The following is a 20,586-nucleotide window of genomic DNA, read 5'->3' as shown; positions in this document are numbered from 1 at the left end:
CGCCTTCCCTCCCACTTGTTACGAATCAAAGGGGAAACGGTGCATGACACGACGGGGCGGCACGAAACTCGGCCTTTTTCTAGGAATTCCGGTCGTCATCATCGTTCTGGTGATTCTGTTCTGGGACTGGGACTGGTTCATCCCGATCGTGGATTCCCAGGCTTCGGCCCAGATTGGGCGTCCCGTGACCATCGCACACCTGCATGTGAAGCTGGGCCGCACGACCCGGATTGTGGCCGACGATGTGGTTGTCGCAAACCCCCACGGCTTCGCGAGTGACGTTCCGCCGCTGGCCCGTATCGCGCATCTCGGTATCGATCTCGACGTGATGTACTATATCCATCACCGCATCATCTCCGTGCCGCTGATCGACGTGAACGGTCCGCAGATGGAAGTGCGCGGCCTGGCCGACGGCAGCAACAACTACACGCTGGCCATGAAGAAAGCGGCGCCCCCCAAGCCGGGCCAGACCCCCAGCCCTGCGCCCAAGCTCGGCGATATCACCATCGAGAACGGCCAGTTGCACGCGCAGATCGCCAAGATGCGGACGGACTTCACCGCTCAGATTCAGACAAAGCCTGCCGAGGGCGTGGTGGCGGACCAGGGCCAGAAGACCGAGGTCTCAGCCGACGCCAAGGGTACCTATACCGGCCAGCCCATCACCGCCTCGCTGATCACCGGCGCCATCCTGACGGTGACCGACAAGGAAAAGCCCTTTCCGCTGTCCCTCAAGATCGCCAACGGCCTGACCCATGTCTCGCTGGCCGGCACCGTTCAAGACCCGCTGGCCTTCGCCGGCACCGACCTTAATCTTGATCTGTCGGGCGCCAATATGGCCGATCTCTATCACCTGACCGGCATCCCGATCCCGGATACGCCGCCCTACCGGATCAGCGGCAAGCTGAATTACGAAACAGCGACCCAGCGCATCCGCTTCGACGATTTTCGCGGCATCGTCGGCCATACCGATATCGAAGGCACCATCGCCGAGAAGCCGCAAGGCGGAGACGGCGGCAAGAAGCCCGACGTGACGATGGCGCTCGCCTCCCGCAACGTCGATCTGGCCGATCTGAGTGGTTTTCTGGGCGGAAAGCCGGGCCGCACGACGGCGAAGACCGCCAAGACCACCGCGACGGGCGGCAAAATCCTGCCGATGACGCCCATCAATCTGCCCAAGCTGAATGCCGCCAATATCCACCTGACCTATAACGGCCATCACATCGAAGGCCGCAGCATTCCCATGGACAGCCTGATCGTGGCCATGGATCTGGTCGACGGCGCCATTACCCTGCACCCGATCATCTTCACCATCGGCAAGGGCCGGGTTCAGGGCGATATTTCGGTCGCCCCGGCGTCCGAAAGCCGGGTGGCGCTGAAAGCCGATGTGCATTTCGACAATGTCGATCTGTCGCGCATCATGGCCTCCACCCACGCCTTCAAGGGGGCCGGCGCCATTGGCGGCCGCGCCACCATCGACGGCACCGGCAATTCGGTTGCGACCCTGCTCGGCGGCGGCAATGGCGGGCTGGCGCTGTATATGGCCGGCGGCAATCTCAGCGCGCTGCTGATCGATTTGTCGGGCCTCGAATTCGGCAAGGCGATCCTGTCGGCGCTGGGCGTGCCCAGCCAGACCAATGTGGATTGCATGATCACCGATTTTGCCCTGAACCACGGCTTGGTCACGACGCGCGCCATGCTGATCGATACGGGTGAAGCGCTGATCGGCGGCAGCGGCACCGCCAATCTGGCGACCGAAGCGCTGAAATTCGAAATCGAAACGCGGTCGAAGCATTTCAGCGTCGGCAATCTGCCGGCGCCGATCGAAATCGGCGGCACCTTCGGCAAGCCCTCCATCGGCATCGGCGTCGTGCCCTTGATCGCGCGTGGCGGCGTGGCGGCGGCTCTCGGCTTCCTGGCCGCCCCGCTCGCCATCCTGCCGACAATCGATTTCGGCGTCGGCGATCCGCATAAATGCGGGGAACTGGTGGCCGAGGTGAAATCCCAGGTGGCGCGTGGCAAGCCGGGACAGGCCGTGCCGGGTGCGACGATTAAAGGCCTGCCTTCGGGCAAGAAGTAGCGCGCCGGTGGGCTTGACGGATGCGGCTTCTGGGCGAAGCCTTGGGGCATGAACGCTCCGATCCAGACTGCCCAGCAACTGCACGACGCCTTGCTGACCATCGACACCCATATCGATATCCCCTGGCCGCCGGGCGCCAGTCCTTTCGAGGACGGGCCCCGGCGCGTCGACCTGCCCAAGATGCGGCGCGGGGGCTTGGGCGCCGGCTGTTTCGCGGCCTATATCCCGCAGGGCAAGAATGACGAGGCCGGTTTCCAGGCCGCCTATGACCGCGCCATCGCCATGCTGCACGCCATCCACGAAATGGGGGAAGACAAGGGCGACAGCACCCGCCTGCCCGGCCGCATCGCCACCACCATTGCCGAAATCGAAGCCGCCCGCGCCGAGGGCGCGCCCGCCGTCATCCCCGCCGTTGAAAACGGCTATGCCGTCGGCCTCGATCTGGACCATCTCGACGCCTTTCGGCGCTTAGGCGCCCGCTACATGACTTTGACCCATAACGGTCACAATCAGATTTCCGACAGCGCCGTGCCGCGCAAAGATCTGGGCGACGGGCCGGAATTGCATGGCGGCCTGTCCGACTTCGGCCGCAGCGTCATCGGCCGCATGAACAAGCTCGGCATGCTGGTCGATGTCTCCCATGTCGCGAAAACCGCCATGCTGGAAGCGATCGAGATTTCCACAACGCCGGTGGTGGCGACGCATTCCTCCGTCCGCGCGCTCTGCGATCATCCGCGCAATCTGGATGACGAGCAGATGGACAGGCTCGCCGAAAGCGGCGGGCTGGCGCAGATCACGCTGGTGTCCTTCTTTCTGAAGAAAGGCATGAAGGAGACCGAAGTGACGCTGTCCGACTATGTCGATCACATTGACTATGCGGTGCAGCGCATGGGGATTGCGCATGTCGGCATCGGCACCGATTTCGATGGTGGCGGCGGCGTGGTCGGGTTCCGCGATGCAAGCGAAAGCGCGCATCTGACGGCGGAGTTGATGCGCCGTGGCTATGACGCGAAGGCCATTGCAGCCCTTTGGGGCGGCAATTTCCTGCGTCTGCTGCGCATGGCCGAGGAGAAGTCCGCATGATGAAAACAGTGACATTGCCGGACGGGCGCGGCCTGCCCGTGATGGGTCTTGGCACCTGGCGCATGGGCGAGCGCGGCTCGGATAAGGCCGCCGAAACCCGCGTCATTCAGAAGGCCCTGGATTTAGGCATTTCGCTGATCGACACCGCCGAAATCTATGGTAATGGCGGGTCTGAGCGCGTGGTGGGTGACGCCATCCGTGGCCGGCGCGACGACGCCTTCATCGTCAGCAAGGTGGCGCCCAGCAATGCCAGCCGGCGCGGCACGATCCGCGCCTGCGAAGCCAGCCTCGGCTATCTCGGCATCGAAACCCTGGATCTGTATTTGTTGCATTGGCGTGGCGGCGTGCCGCTGGCCGAAACGGTGGAAGCTTTCGAGACGCTGAAGACCCAAGGCAAGATCCGGGCCTGGGGCGTCTCCAATTTCGACGTTGATGATCTGGAAGATATGCCAAATCTGGCGGAATGCAGCGCCAATCAGGTGCTGTATAACCCACAGTCGCGGGGTATCGAATTCGATCTGCTCCCGTTCTGCCAGTCCCACAATATTCCCATCATGGCCTATACGCCGCTCGGTCAGAGCGGCGTTGTTCTCAAGAACGCCGCCATCGCCGGCGTTGCTCGGCGTCATAACGCGACACCCGGCCAGGTCATTCTGGCCTGGGGCATCCGCCACGCTGGTGTCGTGACCATTCCGAAAACGGCGACCCTGGCCCGGGTCGAGGAAAACCTGGGTGCCGTGTCGCTTCAACTTTCTGCGGAAGACCTGGCCGAAATCGACCGGGCCTTTCCGGCTCCACGTCGCAAGGCGTCGCTGGAGATGCTGTAACGAGGGAAAACATGGCCTTACAGAAACGCACACTTGGCCGTCAGGGCCTGGAAGTTTCGGCACTCGGCCTCGGCTGCATGGGGTTCAGCCAATCCTATGAGCCGGCGGTTGAAACGGAATCGTTGAAAACGATTCATCGGGCCATTGAACTGGGCTGCACTTTCTTTGACACCGCCGAGGTTTATGGTCCTTTCACCAACGAAGACCTGCTGGGGCTTGCCCTGGCGGGCAAGCGGGACCAGGTGACGATCGCGACCAAATTCGGATTTCGGATCGAAGACGGCAAAAATACCGGCACCGACAGCCGGCCGGAACGGATCACCGCCGCCGTCGAAGCCTCGCTGAAGCGTCTGCGCACCGATCATATCGACTTGCTCTATCAGCATCGGGTTGACCGGTCCGTGCCGATCGAGGATGTGGCCGGCACGGTGGCCGACCTCATCCGCGCCGGCAAGGTGCGTTTCTTTGGCCTGTCGGAGGCCGGCGTCGGCACCATCCGGAAGGCCCATGCCGTGCAGCCGGTCTCTGCCGTGCAAAGCGAATATTCCTTGTGGGAGCGCAATCTGGAAACGGACGTCATTCCGGCGCTGAAGGACATGGGGATCGGTCTGGTGCCGTTCTCACCCCTCGGCCGTGGTTTCCTGACCGGTCAGGTGAAGCGCGCCGAGGACTATCCGGAGACCGACCACCGCCGCAACGACCCGCGCTACCAGGGCGCCAATTACGATGCGAATATGGCGGCGGCGGATTCCGTGCGGAAGATCGCCACAGCCAAGGGCGCGACGCCCGCGCAGATCGCCCTCGCCTGGGTGCTGCATAAGGGGCAGGATTTTGTTCCTATTCCTGGCACGCGCCATGTCGCCAATCTGGAAGCCAATATCGGCGCCGCCGGCTTCCAGCTTGACGATGACGATATGCGAAATCTTGAAGATGCTCTTGCCCCCGGCAAAGTCTCCGGCCTGCGCTACACGGAACGCGCCATGGCCATGGTCGATCGCTGAAGCATCTTCCAACAGGAAAGAAATCCTAGCATGACAACGGAAACCCCTGTCTGGTTCATTACCGGTTGCTCCACCGGTTTCGGCCGCGAACTCGTCACCCTGCTGCTGCGGCAGGGCTATCGCGTCGTCGCCACCGCCCGCGACGTCACCAAGATTGCCGGCCTGATCGAAGGGTATGAGGATAAGGGTCTGGCGCTTGCGCTGGACGTCACCGATCTCGACGCCATCCATCACGCCGTGAAGCAGACCGAGCAGAAATTCGGCCAGATCGACGTGTTGGTGAACAATGCCGGCTACGGCTATATGGCCGCGATCGAAGAGGGCGAGGATGCACCCATCCGCAGCATGTTCGATACCAATGTCTTCGGCCTCATCGACATGACCAAGGCCGTGCTGCCGGGCATGCGCGCCCGCCATTCGGGCTTCGTGGTCAATCTGTCCTCTATCGCTGGGCTCCGCGCCTTCCCGGGCAGTGGCTACTACTCCGCCACCAAACATGCGGTGGAAGCGGTGTCGGAATCGCTCGCTCAGGAAGGCGCCCCGCTGGGCATCAAAGTGCTGCTGGTCGAGCCTGGCCCCTTCCGCACCGATTTCGCCGGCCGGTCCCTGGGCCGCTCGAAAACCGTCATCGCCGATTACGACAGCACCGTTCACGCCCGGCTGCGCATGATGCAGGGCTATAGCGGCAGCCAGAAGGGCGACCCGGTGCGCGCGGCCCAGGCCATCATCGATGTCGTGGCCTCGTCCAACCCGCCGCTGCGCCTCGTGCTCGGCGCGATGGCCATGGATGGCGCCCGCGAAAAAGTCCGTCAACTTACCGCTGATTTCGACACCTGGGAGGAAACGACCCTGGGCGCCGATTTTCCGGAAGCCTGAGAAACCCATATGAAGCAACGTAAACTCGGGGCCGGCGGCCCCCTGGTGAGTGAAATCGGCCTCGGCTGCATGGGCATGTCCGCCTATTACGGCGGCCGGGACGAAGCGGAATCCATCGCGACCCTGTTGCATGCGGTGGAGCTTGGCGTCACCTTCTTCGACAGCGCCGATATGTATGGCATGGGCGAGAACGAAAAGCTGGTCGGCCGCGTGCTGGGGCCGGTGCGCGACCATGTCGTCATCGCCACCAAATTCGGCAATACCTGGGACGCGGCGGGCAATCGCGGCCCTGTGCGCGGCGACCCGGCCTATGTGAAATCGGCCTGCGAGGCGAGCCTGCAACGCCTCGGGCTGGATGTCATCGACCTCTATTACCAGCATCGCGTCGACCCCACTGTGCCGATCGAGGATACGGTGGGCGCGATGGCCGAACTGGTGGCCGAAGGCAAGGTGCGCCACCTGGGCCTGTCCGAGGCTGGGCCGGAGACGATCCGCCGCGCCCATGCGGTGCATCCCATCGCCGCCTTGCAGACGGAATATTCGCTGTGGAGCCGCGAGCCCGAGGCCGATATCCTGACCGTGACACGGGAATTGGGCATCGCCTTCATTCCCTATAGCCCGCTCGGCCGTGGCTTCCTGACCGGGCAGATCAAAAGCCCGGCCGATCTGGAGGCCGATGACTGGCGGCGCAATATGCCGCGCTTCCAGGGCGACAATTTTCAGAAGAACGTCGATCTGGCCGATAAGATCGCGGAATTCGCCAAGGCGCGCGGCTGCACGCCGGGCCAGTTGGCGTTGGCCTGGGTTCTGGCCCAGGGTGAGGATATTATTCCTATTCCGGGAACGAAACGGAGAACATTCCTAGAGGAAAATCTTGGCGCCGCCAATGTCACCTTGTCGGCGGAGGAATTGGCCGAGATTGACCGCATTCTGCCGCCCGATGCCTTCCAGGGCAACCGCTACCCGGCCGAAGGCATGAAGGCGGTCGGGCTTTAGGGTCTTTTCCTGCTTTGATTGAAGAATCAACCGTCATGCCCGCGAAAGCGGGCATCTTCTACGTCTTGTCGGAGTAAAACAGAAAGAAGATTCCTGCCTTCGCGGGAATGACGGTTATGGGATGATGTAACAACCGTTTCGGCAGGCTACTCCTCGAAACCCGTCATCGATTTATGATCATGGCCATGCAGCAGGGCCGTCATCGCCCCTGCCCCATCCGCCAGGTCGTCCGGCCCCAACAGGTCGATGGCCGCGCCTGCATGGTTGACGACGTCATGGGCGGCCATGCCCTCGACGATTTCCGTCTCCACGATATGCTGGTTGAGGAAGCCGTAAATATCCCCGCCGGCCGCGGCGCTGTCCGCACTCTCCACGAAATCGAGCGTGATGGCACTGCTGTCGCCGTTGAGGAAAAGCTGCTCAACCTCGCTACCAGACAGGGTCACGATCGTTGAATCCTCGACGGAGGCGACGAGAAGCGCATCCTCGGCCGGCGCCATCAGGCTGGAAGATTCCAGAACCTCCGGCTCCAGCACGCTGAGCTGCACCTGCGGCTCGGGATGCAGTTGGCCCTCGACATAGTCATAGAGCGTCTGGCGAACGGCGAAGGAGATATCCGTCTCCCCTTCCGCGCGCTGCGGCGGCCCGGCCTCGACCAAGGCCAGACGATCGGCCTGCTTCATGGCACCCAGGATCTGGTCGATCGACTCCTGCGACAGTTTGCCGTCGACCATCTTCAGCTCAAAGACTTTGTAATCGGCCTGATCAAGCCGGTTCAGAACATAGGTCGCCGCACCGCCGCGCGAGGCGTAATTGGCGAATTCCTTCGTGATCTCGGCCGGGGACATCGACAGCGTGCCAAGCGAGCCATGCTTGACGGACAGCGTGTTCGGGCCTGCCGTATGCTCGTTTTTCTGATCCTGCTTCTGGACATCGCCATAGCCAGGGTTGCCGGTGAATTTAGCCGCTGCCGTATTGGTGACGAAGTTCCAGGCCTTGCCGTACCAGGGTGTTTCTTCCTTCACGTGCAGCCGGTTGTTCGCCTCTCCGCCATCGTCGAAGGTCATCAGCAAAGTGCCGGCATTGATGTCCGATCCGCCTTTGTCCGCGGCGTCCGGATCCCAGCCCGGCACCAGATGCGCCGGCATATTGCTGCCGACGCCACCATCGGTGAATTCCACGGTCTTGCCGTTGATATCCAGCTTCACGGTTGAGAAATAAACCGGAATGGCCATGGAGGCGCGCGCCGCGAAGGCAAGCGGGATATCCTTGCAGTCTGCGAAGGCCGGCTTGGCGGCATCGGAGGTGAATTCGAAGGGCTTGCCGGTCTTTTCCACCCAGGCAGTCACGCTCAGCAGTTTGAAGACCGCAGGATCGATCCGGTGCAGCAGGGCCATGTCACCGAAGGTCACCATCTGGTGGCTGCGATCGGTTGCCATATTGGTCGTCATCAGCTGTTGCAGCCGTGCACGCTCACCTTCAGCGATATTGGGATTCTGGCTGATCTGATCCCAATGCTTGTGCAGGTATGTCTGCACCTGCTCGCCCGTCAACTTGTCAACGGCATTGATCATGTTGCCGGCTTTGTAGCCAACCCAGCTGGTGCTGAACGTCGGATACAGCTTGTCGAAATTATCCGAGGTCTGCTTGAGCGTGTCCGTGGGTGTCTTGTTGACGAAGTCCTCGAACGCGGTCGCGGACACACCGGCGGCCATCACCGTCGCGGTCAGCGCGCCGGCCGAGGTGCCGATCACCCGGTCAAGCTGGTCAAGCGCGCCGGACTTGTCCAAGGCGGTCAGGGTCGGCCCATAGGCGAGGCCCTTGCCGCCGCCACCGCGCAGCACCAGATTTTCGATCGGCGCGGCTGTCTGGATCAGATTGAGCTTCAGCGATCCATCCTTGGGCTGGAAGACGGTCAATTGCGGCGGCGTGTGGTCCAGCTTGATCGCGCCGCGCGCTTCCAGCACCGCTTCGGCTGCCAGGGCATTGGCCTTCACGACGGCGAAGCTGAACTGCGCATCGGTAAAGGCCCGGCTGGCACCGGCTTCGAAGCCAAAGGCGTCATGAAGAATAGTCTTGGTCAGAATTTCAGCCTGCGTCCGCACGCTTGCCGCATCGACCTCCGATAGATTGGAGGTCGCATCCAATACCAGCCGCTGCACATGAGCGGTGAAGTCCTTGGCTATCGCCGCTTCGTCGACGCCGTGACCTTCCTGCCCGATGAACCAACCTTTGACGTCATCAGTCCAGCCGTCTTTGATTCCATCGGCCTCGGCCTTTTGGGTCCGCGACTGCCAGGCCATGCTGCTCGGCTGATGATTGGTCAGGCTCGCCGACATACGGATATCCCTCAGTGAAAGTCAAAAAGCCGGCCCGCCCGCTGGCAAGACCGTCGCTGTATCGTTCACTTGCTGGGACATCACATTTCGTTGATGACGTCAATATTGCACCTGCAACGAACACCTGTCGTCATCGGCCTGTCATCAGGCGCTAGATGTGTTCGCGCCGCCATTGTGCCGGGGTGCGTCCGGCCACACGCAGGAAATGGCGGCCGAGATGGCTTTGATCGACAAAGCCGCAGATCAGGGCGATTTCGACCAGCGTCATTTTCGAATTCTGGATCAGGGATTTCGCGCGCGCGACGCGTCGCTGAATGATCCATTGATGCGGTGTCATGCCGGTTGTCACGCGGAAGGCGCGGGCGAAATAGCTCATCGAGAGGCCGCATTCGCCGGCAAGCGCCACGATTGACGGGTCGCCGGCCAGATTGGCTTCGATGAAATCGCAGGCGCGGCGGAGTTGCGAGGGGCTGAGCCCACCGGACAGGCGGCTGCCCTTTTGTATGCCGCCGTAAGTATAGGCAATGTGGTCGAAAGTCGCGAGGCCAATATATTCCACAAAAGCCGTCGTGACTTCTGATGAATTCTCGATCGCCGGCAATATCGTATGCGCAAGGCGATAGAGTATCTGGTCGTCCGGTCCGAAATATTTGGAGTGGAAGCCGCCGATGCGGCGAATGCCTTTTTCATGAGCCATCTGATCGATGGCGGTTTGCGGAATATGGATGCGGACGGTGTCGAAAGTCGCATCAAGGCTGACGCGATGGTTGGACGTCAGATCGAAAAGATAGGCTTCGCCGGGGGATTGCAGAACCGACTGGCTTTTGCCCGGCATCGTCACCCAGGAATACCGCGCGGTTTTAAGCGAGACGCAAAAGGTGAAAGCCTCCTCGCGCTCCGGCGGGTTTGAATAGCCCGGCCGCGATTCCAGATTCTGGAACCGCGAAAAGGTCATTTGCGTGGTCCCGACGAGCTTCGCCGCAATCGTCGACGGCGGCGCGATCTTGAACCTTTCGCTCAAGGTTCTGGAGATGCGGTCAACCTGCACGCGAAACCCCTTCACTCAGCCCCACGGCCGTCGAGGAACGATGTGCCGAGGCGGCGTCTGGATGTCGAGAGCCCCACAAAAAGCCAAAAGCTTTCGGGGCAGGTTTGTCCCATAGGCACCCGATTTATCCCAGACCGTCCATGCTTCTAACCGTAGGATCAGGGTCATCCAAGCGTTTTCTGCATGGCGACGCTCGTACCGGCTTGGCCGTATTTGCAATGATAGTGTCACAAGGAAATGGCGTGATGTCGACCCAAGATTCGCCCGGTCATCTGACCCATGCGACCGGCGCCCCCGTGTCCGACAATCTCAATATCCAAACGGTCGGACCGCGCGGCCCCGCGCTGTTGCAGGATATCTGGCTGATCGAAAAACTGGCCCATTTCGACCGGGAGGTTATCCCCGAGCGGCGCATGCATGCCAAAGGCTCCGGCGCGCACGGCAGTTTCACAGTCACGCATGACATCACCCGCTACACGAAAGCCAAAATCTTCTCGGCCATCGGCAAGGAAACGCCGATGTTCATCCGCTTCTCGACCGTCGCCGGTGAGCGCGGTGCGGCGGACGCGGAACGCGACATTCGCGGCTTCGCCATGAAATTCTATACCGAGGACGGCAATTGGGACATCGTCGGCAATAATACGCCGGTCTTCTTCTTTCGCGACCCGCTGCGTTTCCCCGACCTGAACCATGCCATCAAGCGCGACCCGCGCACCGGCCTGCGCAGTGCCGATAATAACTGGGATTTCTGGACCCTGCTGCCGGAAGCACTGCATCAGGTTACCATCGTCATGAGCGAGCGCGGCATCCCCCGCAGCTATCGCCATATGCATGGTTTCGGCAGCCATACGTTCAGCATGATCGATACCGGCGGCGTGCGGCATTGGGTGAAATTCCATTTCCGCAGCCAGCAGGGAATCCAGAATTTGACGGATGCCGAAGCCGAAGGCCTGATCGGCAAGGATCGGGAGACGCATGGCCGTGATCTGTTCGAAAGCATCGAACGCGGCGACTTTCCGCGCTGGACCCTGTTCATTCAGGTGATGACGGATGAGCAGGCAAAGACCTTTCCCTTCAATCCTTTCGATCTGACCAAGGTCTGGCCCAAGGGCGACTATCCGCTGATCGAGGTTGGCTATTTCGAGCTCAACCGCAATCCTGAGAACTATTTCGCCGAAGTGGAACAGGCCGCCTTCTCACCCGCCAATATCGTGCCGGGCATCGGCTTTTCACCCGACAAGATGCTGCAAGCGCGGCTGTTCTCCTACGGCGATACGCAGCGCTACCGGCTTGGCGTCAATTTCAACCATATTCCCGTCAATGCGCCGCAATGCCCGCATCACAGCTATCACCGTGACGGCGCCATGCGGACGGACGGCAATCTGGGCCGCACCCCCAGCTATTTCCCCAATGGCATGGGCGAATGGCAGGATCAGCCGGCGTTGAACGAATTGCCCGTGGCCGCCGATGGCGCCATCGCGCATTGGGATCATCGGGTGGACGAGGATCACTATAAGCAGCCGGGCGATCTCTTCCGCATGATGACGCCCGGCCAGCGGCAGGCGCTGTTCGACAATACGGCAAGGCAGATCGGCGGCGCCGCCGAGCCTATTCAGGAACGCCATATCGACAATTGCGCCCGCGCCGACCCGGCCTACGGCGAAGGCGTGCGCCAGGCGCTGATTCACCTCCGTGAAGCGCAGGCTCGCTATTTCATCGATGCCGGCGCAGCCGAATAACCAAAAACAGGAGGACGCCATGTCACTGATGCTTCCCGGACTCTCCGTGCCCGACAGCAAGCTGGCTGCCGAAATCACTGAGCTTGTGCGCGATACCGAATGCCCTTTGCTGTTTCATCATTCCTGCCGCGTCTATCATTTCGGCGCGCTGGCCGGGCAGCATCGCGGCCTGCGCTGCGATCCGGAACTGCTTTACGCAGGCGCCATGTTTCACGACATGGGGCTGACCAGGAAGCACAGCAGCGCGGATGAGCGGTTCGAGGTCGATGGTGCCAATGCCGCGCGGGACTTTCTGCAATCGCGCCATATCTCGGCCTCCGACATCGATCTGGTCTGGACAGCCATCGCGCTGCACACCACGCCTGGCATTCCGCAGCATATGCATCCTGTCATCGCCCTGGTCACGGCCGGTGTCGAGATGGACGTCCTGGGCTTGACCTATAACGACTACAGCGACGAGGAGCGCGAGACCATCGTGCGCGCGCATCCGCGCACGGCGCATTTCAAGGAAGACATCATTCAGGCCTTCTATGACGGCATCAAGCACAAGCCGGACACGACCTTCGGCAATGTGAAAGCCGACGTTCTGGCCGACAAAGACCCGCATTTCCATCGCGGCAATTTCTGCTCGGTCATTCGCGCCTCCGCCTGGCCGAGCTGATTTTCTCCCCTCTATCCCCTGTTTGCATGCGCTGCCGGACTGATCCGGCAGCCAGAGGATTTTGCTATGACATTCAGATTTGCCCTTGCCGCGATGGCATCGCTCGCCGCCCTATCGGCGCTGCCCGTTGTGGCCTCAGCCGCCGCGCCGGTTAAAAACATCGTTCTAGTACATGGCGCTTTCGCCGATGGCTCAGGCTGGAAGCCGGTCGCCGATATCCTGATCCATGACGGCTATCATGTGAGCATCGTGCAGGAGCCGGAAACCTCCATCGCCGATGACGTGACCGGCACCAAGCGCATTCTGGACGGTCTCTCCGGCCCTGCCGTGCTCGTCGGTCACAGCTATGGTGGTGCCGTCATCACCGAAGCCGGGAACGACCCGAATGTCGCGAGCCTGGTCTATGTCGCGGCCTTCGCGCCGGATGCCGGACAGACCTTGGGCGCGCTCGCCGGGTCCATGCCGTCCGCTGCCAAAAGCATCACGCCGACGAAGGACGGCTATCTCTATGTCGATCCGGCGAAATTCCCGGCCGATTTCGCAGCCGGCGTGCCGCTGGCCGAGGCAAAGTTCATGGCCATGTCGCAGGTTCTCGTGAATGGCCAGGTTTTCGGCACGCCCATCACGACGCCGGCCTGGAAGGCCAAGCCGAGCTTCGCCATCGTCGCGACCGAAGACCGCATGATCAATCCCAATCTTGAGCGCGCCATGTATAAGCATGCCGATATGACGGTGACGGCGCTGAAGGGCAGCCACGCCATCTTCCTGGTGCAGCCGCGCGCTGTGGCGAAGGTGATCGAGGAAGCAGCCCAAAGCGCTGAAAAGGCATCCTGATCGCGGTCTCACCCAGTCTCAAGCGGCGGCATGTTGCGTGATGTCATCGCGCGGGTGACGAACACCCGGATCAACGGACGGCCGATAAGGGACGGAGTTCCGGGGGCGAAAGGGGATGACCAGCAGGGCCAGCACGACAAGACGCAGTTCTCCATAGTCGAAGAGCCGCGCCTAGCCGGCCCCGCTTAGCCGCCTGCGCGCTTGCCGGAGATTTGCATCAGCATCACACCACCCAGAATGAGCAGAAAGCCGCCCAGTTTCAGCGCATTGGCCGGGTTGCGCGCCATGCCGAAGAGACCGAACTGATCGACCAGGGCCGCCGTGCCCAATTGCGCGACGAGGATGAAGGCGATGAAATTGCCGGCCCCGAAACGGGGAATGACGATGGTCGCCGACAGCGCATAGAAGCCGATCAGCAATCCCGCGCCATAGCTGCTGAGCGGCGCCGCGCCGATGCGGCCATAGCCGTCCAGGCCGTAGAAGGGCAGCGACAGGCCGAAAGCCACCAGACAGGCCACCGCGAACATCACCGCCGTCGCCCCCAGCGGATTGCCGACGCTGCGTGCCATGCCGCTGTTCAGCACGCCGATCAGGGGAATGCCGGCGCCGGCCAGCAAGGTCCAGACGGCCAGGATGAAGGTGGATCGCATCGGAAGCTCCGTTAATCAGGTATCTTAAATGCCTCTTTACTGACCTTCGTATACATTCATGTCAAATGCCTGTATTGTGACGGGCCATGAAACTGACCCGCTACACCGACTATGCGCTGCGCGTGCTGATCCATCTGGCTGCCGACCAGGGCGAACTTGCCTCCATCGGCCGCATCGCCGCGCGCTACGATATTTCGCAAAACCATCTGATGAAGGTGGTGCAGGATCTCGGCCGCGCCGGCTTTGTGGAGACGGTGCGCGGCCGCCATGGCGGCCTGCGCCTCGGCCGCCCGGCCGGCGATATCAATATCGGCGCCTTGGTGCGGCATACCGAGGGCGGTTTCGATCTGGTGGATTGCGAAGGCTGCGTCATCGCCCACGCCTGCGGCCTGCCGCGCCTGTTGGCCGAGGCCACCCGGGCCTTCCTGGCCGTGCTGGACCGCTACACGCTGGCTGACGTCGCCGCGCGCCCGACCGAGCTGCGCGCGCTGTTCGGACAGAGAGAGACCGCTTTGTCATGACAACGCCGCGCGACAGGGCTGAGGCCTTTTGCCGCCGCTTCGGCCTGCGCGTTCCGATTTTGCAGGCGCCGATGGCCGGTGCCTGCCCGCCGGACCTCGCCGCCGCCGTCGCCAATGGCGGCGGCATGGGCGGGTTGGGCGCGCTGCTGACCGCGCCGGCCGGCATAGCCGATTGGGCCTCTGCCTTCCGCAGCCGCAGCAATGGCGCCTTTCAGATCAATCTCTGGATTCCGGATGCGCCGCCGGCGCGCGACGCCGGTCTGGAAGCCGCGCAGCGCCGCTTTCTGGAAGGCTGGGGACCGGCGGTGCCGCCCGAGGCTGCGGACACGCCACCGCTGGATTTCGCGGCGCAATGCGCGGCGGTGCTGGATGCGGGGCCGGCTGCCGTCTCCTCCATCATGGGTCTGTATCCGCCAGCCTTCGTTCGCGTATTGAAGGACCGTGGCATCGCCTGGTTCGCCAGCGCCACCACGCTGGCGGAGGCGCTGGCCGCCGAAGCGGCAGGCGCGGATGCGGTGATCGTGCAGGGCGCGGAAGCCGGAGGGCATCGGGGTGCCTTCGATGCCAACCGTGCCGAGCAGCAGGCGGTTGGGCTGTTTTCCCTCCTGCCCATCCTGGCGGATCGGCTGACCGTGCCGCTGATCGCCACGGGCGGCATTGCCGACGGCCGTGGCGTCGCGGCCGCCCTGCTGCTGGGGGCAAGCGCGGTGCAGATCGGCACCGGCTTCCTGCGCAGCCCGGAAGCGCAGATCGCGCCGGCCTGGGCCGATGCCATCGCCCGCACCGAGCCGGAGGGGACGATGCTGACCCGCGCCTTTTCCGGCCGCGCCGGCCGGGCCATCACGGGCGCTTACCTACGCGCGGCGGCAGAGCGGGATGCGCCCCTGCCCGCGCCCTATCCGGTGCAGCGCAACCTGACGGCGCCGATGCGCGCGGCTGCGGCAGCGGCGGGCGACATGGACCGGATGCAGGCCTGGGCCGGCCAATCCGCCAAACTCGCATTGGCCCTGCCGGCCGCCGATATCCTGCAACAGATCTGGGGCCGGGCTTCCGAACTGTTACGATAGGCATTTCAAAGACCCCGCTTGTCTGATCGCCATGGTCAAGCCTGTTACCTTTCGTTAGGACTGGCAGGGCCATGGCAGACGTTTCCTCCCTTCCTGACCCTCTCCAGACGCCCGCCCCTGCGGCCCGCCGGCGCAAGGCGCCGATCCGGGCCGGTGACGGGCCGGACAAGGTCTATGCCGCCATCCGCCGCGACATCATCGAGCGGCGCCTGCCCGCCGGCACCAAATTGCCGGAAGGCGATATCGCGCAGCGCTTCGGCGTCAGCCGCACCGTCATCCGTGCCGCCTTCGCCCGCCTTATCGCCGAAGGGCTGGTCGTCCGCCCCAGCAATCAGAATGCGCGCGTCGCCAAGCCCAGCCCGGACGAGGCCGCCGATATTCTGGACCTGCGGCGCAGCATCGAACTCATCGTCATCGGCCGGCTGACGGAAAGCCCAGTGCCGGCGGAAACGCTGGCCATGCTGCGCGCCCATGTGGCGGAAGAAGAACGCGCCTTGTCCGAGAATGGCGCGGAATCCATCCGCCTGTCCGGCGAGTTTCATGTGCGCCTGGCGGAAGCCACCGGCAGCCCATTGCTGGCGCGCTATGTCGCTGAACTCGTCTCCCGCTGCTCCCTGCTTCTGTCCGATCAGCATCTGCCGCATTCCGGGCAATGCGCGGTGCAGGAACATCAGGCGCTGATCGACAGTTTGGCGCTGGGTGACGGACCTTCGACGCTGGCGCAGATGGAACATCACCTGACGGCGGTCGGCGAACGCGCCGAATTGCCGAGCGCCAGCCGGCGCCCTCTGATCTGCCGCGCCGTCACCGATCCATCCTGACGCGCGGTGGACGGTCTCGGCTTCATTGCCGTTCTGCTGACGCTCGCCGCCGTCTTCGGCGTTATCAATTACCGCTTGCTGCGCGTCCATGCCTCGACCGGCGTGCTGATCATCGCGCTCGCCGTCTCGGCTGTCGCCATCGCGCTTGACCCGCTGATCGCGCCCTTCAGCTTTCGCGCCTGGGCGCTGGCTTTGCTGCATACGGTCAACCTGCCCTCCACCCTGATGAACGGGGCGCTGGCCTTTCTGCTCTTCGCGGGCGCGATGCATGTCGATATCGGGGAGCTTCTGCGCCGCAAGACGACCGTAATGGCGCTGGCCATCTGGGGCACGCTGATCGCCGTCGCGGTCTTCGGATTTGGCATCCGGCTTGTTTTCGGAGCGCTGGGCGTGCCGGTGCCTTTGATCTGGTGCCTGGTTCTGGGGGCCATCCTGGCGCCGACCGACCCGGTTTCGGTCGTCGGGCTGCTGAAGCGCCTGGGCCTGCCGCCCGGCTTTCGCGCCATCTTCGCGGGCGAAGCGCTGTTCAACGACGGCGTCGGCATCGTCGTCTTCACCGTTCTGCTGGGCATTGCCACGGCCAGCGGCCATGACGCGACGGTCTTCGGCACCGTCTACCGCTTTGTCGTAGAGGCTTGCGGCGCTGGCCTTCTGGGCCTGGCAACGGGCTGGCTGGCCCTGCGGCTGATCCGCCGGGTGGATGATTACAATCTCGAACTCATTCTGTCGCTGGCTCTGGCGACCGGCACCTATAGCCTCGCCAATGGGCTGGGCCTGTCCGGCCCGATTGCGGTCGTCATGGCCGGGCTCGCCATGGGCAGCGAAGCCGGCCAAGATGCGATGAGCGACGTGGCGCGCCAGCATGTCATGACCTTCTGGGCCATGATCGACGAATTGCTGAATACGCTGCTGTTCCTGCTCATCGGTCTGGAAGTCGTCTCGGTTCCCGTCACTGGGCTTGATCTTGTGGCCGGCGGCCTCGCCATTGCCCTGTCGCTTTTGGCCCGCGCCGTCAGCCTTGTCCTGCCGATCTATGCGCTGCGCCTGCGGGACGTCATGGGCCGGCAGGCGATTGCCGTGCTGACCTGGGGCGGGTTGCGCGGCGGCATTTCCGTCGCCCTCGCCCTCAGCCTGCCGGACGGCGCGCCGCGCGCGCATCTGCTGCCGGTCTGCTACGCCGTTGTGGTGTTCACCATCATCGCCCAGGGGCTGACCATGCCGCGTCTGGTGCGGAATTTCCACAGCCGCGAGATAGGCTGAAGCCCAGAAAACCCAATGGTATCAGGCAATTTTCACAAATTGCTAACCATCTGTGGTAATGCTATTGGCCGAAGCCTATCGGACGCGCCGGCGCCTCCCTCCGGCCAATGAGCGGAACCCAGATCATGTCGGACGTCACCTATACGTCGCTCAGCTACACGGACGGGGAAACGGTCTATTCGACCTATCTCACCGGTATCGCCGGTGAGAATATCGTCGGCATGTATGTCGATAGCAGCGGCGATGATCACGGTTTCATCTATAATGATGTGACCGGGACATGGATCATGATCGGCTATCCGGGCGCGTACAGCACGGTGCCCTACGGCCCCACCACGGGTGACGCCGCCAGCAGCATCATCGTCGTCGGCAGCTACAAGACCGGGGATTCGGCGGCCGATAACGGCTTCATCTACAATGCCGCCACCGGCGTGTACACGACGATCGACATGACGGGGGCGACGGATACCATTCCGCACAGCACGTACGGCGAATATGTCGTCGGCAATTACGACGATCTGACAACGGCCAATAACGATTACGCGGTCTATCCGTCCGGCGGCAATGCCTTCATCTACGACATGGATACCGAGACCTTCACCACCCTGGTGATTCCGGACGCGATCAGCACCACGGCCTATGGCATCTGGGACGGCGTGATCGCCGGTGGCGTCGACCAGGAAGACAACGGCGTCCAGGTCAGCGATGCCTATGTCTATGACATGGCGACCGGCGACTATTACACCTATTCCCATGCGGGCGCGGTGGTGACGCATTTCGACGGCATCACCGGCGGCATTACGGCCGGCACCTATATCGTGACCGGCGACTATCTGACGGCGGATGGAACCGAGGCTGCCTTCTCCGCGACCATTTCGGATGATTTCACCAAGATCGTCTGGACGGATCTCGCCGTTCCGGGCGCGGCCACGACCTCGGGCAATTCCGGCTATCAGGATACGGCTGTCGGTGTCTACACAACGTCGGATACGACCGACGCCACCGTCATCGGCTATATCGCGACCTTGCCCTGTTTCGCTGCCGGCAGCCTGATCGCCACACCCGCCGGCATGGTGGCGGTGGAAGACCTCGCGCCGGGCATGATGGTCGACAGCCTGTTTGGCGGCGCGCAGCAGGTGCGCTGGGTCGGCCATCGCCGGGTGGATTGCAAGCGCCACCCCAACCCGACCGGCGTCTGGCCGGTGCGCGTGCGCGCCCATGCCTTCGGCCCTAGCCAGCCGAGCCGCGATCTGTATCTGTCGCCCGACCATGCGCTTTATGTGAATGACGTGCTGATCCCCGTGAAATACCTGATCGACGGGGACGCCGTCTGCCAGATGCCGCGCGACACGGTGACCTATTACCATGTCGAGCTCGCCAGCCATGACGTGCTGACGGTGGAAGGATTGCAGGCGGAAAGCCTGCTGCCGGAGACCGACCGCAGCGCCTTTGAGAATGGCGGCGGCGTCATGCAGATGCATCCCGACTTCTCGCAGTGGCGCTGGGACGTGATGGGCTGCGCGCCGCTGGTCGTCACCGGTCCGGTTGTTACCGCAACGCGCGCCGCGCTAGCTGCGGCGGATCAGCGCGCCGTCGCGTGATCGGTTCCTGCGAGGCTCTGCTAGGTTCTGATTGAAACACCGTCATACCCACGCAAGCGGGTATGACGGCTTAGAGTTTGTCAGGTTTAGATTGAAGCGATCCTATATTCGTCATCGCCGGGCTTGACCCGGCGATCCAGCTTAGGGCGCCCAAGGTCTGGATGCCCAGCTCGGGGGCCGGGTGGGGCCGCCCGCGGCATGACGGCTTTTTGAGATGATTCGATTTAACTCCGACAGACACTAGAAAGCCCCAATGCCAGCATGAAAATTGATTTGAAATATCAATAACATGAAGGCTCCAGCATGCCGTAGATGTGATAAGCAGCAGCTTTGCCACGGATAGATTTAAGTGACCCTAGCTTGGCCGATTACTGTATTCACCGGTTTTTTGGGATATTTGTGGGCGACTGCTCGCCTTATGAAACCCAATGATCGAAAGAATGTTTTTGAATCCGTTCGGATTTTCTCATATATATTCTTTGCTTTTGCAATTACCATTTTCGCCTCTGTAAAGCTTGGCTTTTTTTCTGGCCACGGCCAACCAAGCGGCCCAATAGGGCAAATCCTCAACAAGATTTTCCTCGGGGAAATGAATCTCAAGTGCGAGCTGATCGCATTCATGAGCGGTTTGACATTGATTTATGGCCCACGCCTGTTGACTTGGATCATTTGTGGGTTTCTGGGTTGCCTACCAGAAAGAGCCAATAAATCCGGCATGCCGCTGGCTGACGGCGATATGTTTCCGGCAAATATTGAACCAAAGCTGGTTGCGATGCGTCAGCCGGCATGGTTTCAAAAACTGATGTCACCAACTTACCTACTCGTCCTATTGCTAGCCAAAGCATTCATCACCTGTGCTGCGGCTTTGATGGCTCTCAGTATCGTTGGCGGACATTATGAATGGTTTTCCGCACCCTGGCGCGTTCGGTTTACCAGCGCAGCCTGCGCTTCCGCGCTACTGACTTTTGCAAGTCTTACATTTTTCTGCCTGGAGCCAATGCACAAATTTTTGCACAGTGAAGATCCCTGGCTCAGATTGCTCTCGTCTATATTTTCTTGTGCAAAAACAAAAGTAGAAAATTCCTGCTTATTCCAGATATTGATGAAATCACGACTTGGAAAATTTCTCAAACTTCTGAAAAACTGCCTGCGAAATATAGCGTCACGATAAACGCTAGATACACT

18 protein-coding genes are annotated in these 20,586 nt (G+C 62.0%); 15 read left to right on the top strand and 3 right to left on the bottom strand.

All coding sequences use genetic code 11. The annotated features are described in order from the left end of the window. Window positions 1-43: 43 nt before the first annotated feature. The 6 genes from ASILVAE211_RS12355 to ASILVAE211_RS12330 are packed head-to-tail and all read left to right on the top strand — an operon-like array spanning window position 44 to window position 6,860. Window positions 44-2,077 carry an AsmA family protein gene (locus ASILVAE211_RS12355; RefSeq protein ID WP_227321611.1) on the top strand — a complete coding sequence of 678 codons (2,034 nt, stop codon included), beginning with the start codon at window positions 44-46 and terminating at the stop codon, window positions 2,075-2,077. A gap of 48 nt (window positions 2,078-2,125) precedes the next feature. Further along, window positions 2,126-3,160: a dipeptidase gene (locus tag ASILVAE211_RS12350; RefSeq protein ID WP_227321610.1), complete on the top strand. Its 1,035-nt coding sequence runs from the start codon at window positions 2,126-2,128 to the stop codon at window positions 3,158-3,160. After that, on the top strand, window positions 3,157-3,987 hold the full coding sequence (locus ASILVAE211_RS12345) for an aldo/keto reductase (RefSeq protein ID WP_319799564.1): 831 nt from the start codon (window positions 3,157-3,159) through the stop codon (window positions 3,985-3,987). The genes ASILVAE211_RS12350 and ASILVAE211_RS12345 overlap by 4 nt, the downstream gene beginning before the upstream one ends. A gap of 11 nt (window positions 3,988-3,998) precedes the next feature. Continuing rightward, on the top strand, window positions 3,999-4,988 hold the full coding sequence (locus tag ASILVAE211_RS12340) for an aldo/keto reductase (RefSeq protein ID WP_227321609.1): 990 nt from the start codon (window positions 3,999-4,001) through the stop codon (window positions 4,986-4,988). Between the two features lie 30 nt (window positions 4,989-5,018). Further along, window positions 5,019-5,864 carry an oxidoreductase gene (locus tag ASILVAE211_RS12335; protein WP_227321608.1) on the top strand — a complete coding sequence of 282 codons (846 nt, stop codon included), beginning with the start codon at window positions 5,019-5,021 and terminating at the stop codon, window positions 5,862-5,864. A 9-nt stretch (window positions 5,865-5,873) separates the two neighbouring features. Next, a complete protein-coding gene (locus ASILVAE211_RS12330; RefSeq protein ID WP_227321607.1) occupies window positions 5,874-6,860 on the top strand; it encodes an aldo/keto reductase in 987 nt (328 codons plus the stop codon). 146 nt (window positions 6,861-7,006) lie between these two features. Here ASILVAE211_RS12330 and ASILVAE211_RS12325 read toward each other — a convergent pair whose 3' ends face one another. Both ASILVAE211_RS12325 and ASILVAE211_RS12320 read right to left on the bottom strand, forming a co-directional pair. Continuing rightward, window positions 7,007-9,199 carry a patatin-like phospholipase family protein gene (locus ASILVAE211_RS12325; RefSeq protein ID WP_227321606.1) on the bottom strand — a complete coding sequence of 731 codons (2,193 nt, stop codon included), beginning with the start codon at window positions 9,197-9,199 and terminating at the stop codon, window positions 7,007-7,009. A 151-nt stretch (window positions 9,200-9,350) separates the two neighbouring features. Further along, window positions 9,351-10,154 carry an AraC family transcriptional regulator gene (locus ASILVAE211_RS12320; RefSeq protein WP_227321605.1) on the bottom strand — a complete coding sequence of 268 codons (804 nt, stop codon included), beginning with the start codon at window positions 10,152-10,154 and terminating at the stop codon, window positions 9,351-9,353. Window positions 10,155-10,492: 338 nt separating this feature from the next. On the opposite strand from ASILVAE211_RS12320, the gene ASILVAE211_RS12315 reads away from it, so the two are divergent. The 3 genes from ASILVAE211_RS12315 to ASILVAE211_RS12305 all read left to right on the top strand — a co-directional run bounded on the left by ASILVAE211_RS12315 (window position 10,493) and on the right by ASILVAE211_RS12305 (window position 13,481). After that, on the top strand, window positions 10,493-11,986 hold the full coding sequence (locus tag ASILVAE211_RS12315) for a catalase (RefSeq protein WP_227321604.1): 1,494 nt from the start codon (window positions 10,493-10,495) through the stop codon (window positions 11,984-11,986). A gap of 19 nt (window positions 11,987-12,005) precedes the next feature. Next, window positions 12,006-12,647 (top strand): HD domain-containing protein, encoded by a 642-nt coding sequence (locus ASILVAE211_RS12310; RefSeq protein WP_227321603.1) that lies wholly within the window; start codon window positions 12,006-12,008, stop codon window positions 12,645-12,647. Window positions 12,648-12,713: 66 nt separating this feature from the next. Then, window positions 12,714-13,481 carry an alpha/beta fold hydrolase gene (locus ASILVAE211_RS12305; protein WP_227321602.1) on the top strand — a complete coding sequence of 256 codons (768 nt, stop codon included), beginning with the start codon at window positions 12,714-12,716 and terminating at the stop codon, window positions 13,479-13,481. Between the two features lie 185 nt (window positions 13,482-13,666). Here ASILVAE211_RS12305 and ASILVAE211_RS12300 read toward each other — a convergent pair whose 3' ends face one another. Next, the gene (locus ASILVAE211_RS12300) at window positions 13,667-14,131 is read right to left on the bottom strand and encodes a DMT family transporter (protein ID WP_227321601.1); all 465 of its coding nucleotides are present in this window, start codon (window positions 14,129-14,131) and stop codon (window positions 13,667-13,669) included. An 86-nt stretch (window positions 14,132-14,217) separates the two neighbouring features. On the opposite strand from ASILVAE211_RS12300, the gene ASILVAE211_RS12295 reads away from it, so the two are divergent. The 6 genes from ASILVAE211_RS12295 (at window position 14,218) to ASILVAE211_RS12270 (ending at window position 20,572) form a co-directional block, all read left to right on the top strand. After that, complete coding sequence (locus ASILVAE211_RS12295; protein WP_227321600.1) at window positions 14,218-14,652, top strand: RrF2 family transcriptional regulator; 435 nt, start codon at window positions 14,218-14,220, stop codon at window positions 14,650-14,652. Further along, complete coding sequence (locus ASILVAE211_RS12290) at window positions 14,649-15,719, top strand: NAD(P)H-dependent flavin oxidoreductase (RefSeq protein ID WP_227321599.1); 1,071 nt, start codon at window positions 14,649-14,651, stop codon at window positions 15,717-15,719. Before ASILVAE211_RS12295 ends, ASILVAE211_RS12290 begins: the two co-directional genes overlap by 4 nt. A 71-nt stretch (window positions 15,720-15,790) precedes the next feature. Beyond that, window positions 15,791-16,540 carry a GntR family transcriptional regulator gene (locus ASILVAE211_RS12285; protein WP_227321598.1) on the top strand — a complete coding sequence of 250 codons (750 nt, stop codon included), beginning with the start codon at window positions 15,791-15,793 and terminating at the stop codon, window positions 16,538-16,540. 6 nt (window positions 16,541-16,546) lie between these two features. Further along, window positions 16,547-17,800 carry a cation:proton antiporter gene (locus ASILVAE211_RS12280; protein ID WP_227321597.1) on the top strand — a complete coding sequence of 418 codons (1,254 nt, stop codon included), beginning with the start codon at window positions 16,547-16,549 and terminating at the stop codon, window positions 17,798-17,800. 125 nt (window positions 17,801-17,925) lie between these two features. Next, on the top strand, window positions 17,926-19,401 hold the full coding sequence (locus tag ASILVAE211_RS12275; protein WP_227321596.1) for a Hint domain-containing protein: 1,476 nt from the start codon (window positions 17,926-17,928) through the stop codon (window positions 19,399-19,401). Between the two features lie 349 nt (window positions 19,402-19,750). Continuing rightward, window positions 19,751-20,572: a hypothetical protein gene (locus tag ASILVAE211_RS12270; protein ID WP_227321595.1), complete on the top strand. Its 822-nt coding sequence runs from the start codon at window positions 19,751-19,753 to the stop codon at window positions 20,570-20,572. Window positions 20,573-20,586 lie beyond the last annotated feature (14 nt).

It is taken from the genome of Acidisoma silvae, from assembly GCF_020618775.1.
GTDB lineage: Bacteria > Pseudomonadota > Alphaproteobacteria > Acetobacterales > Acetobacteraceae > Acidisoma > Acidisoma silvae.
The sequence above is the reverse complement of the archived record's forward strand: the minus strand, read 5'-3'. Positions and strand labels throughout refer to the sequence as shown.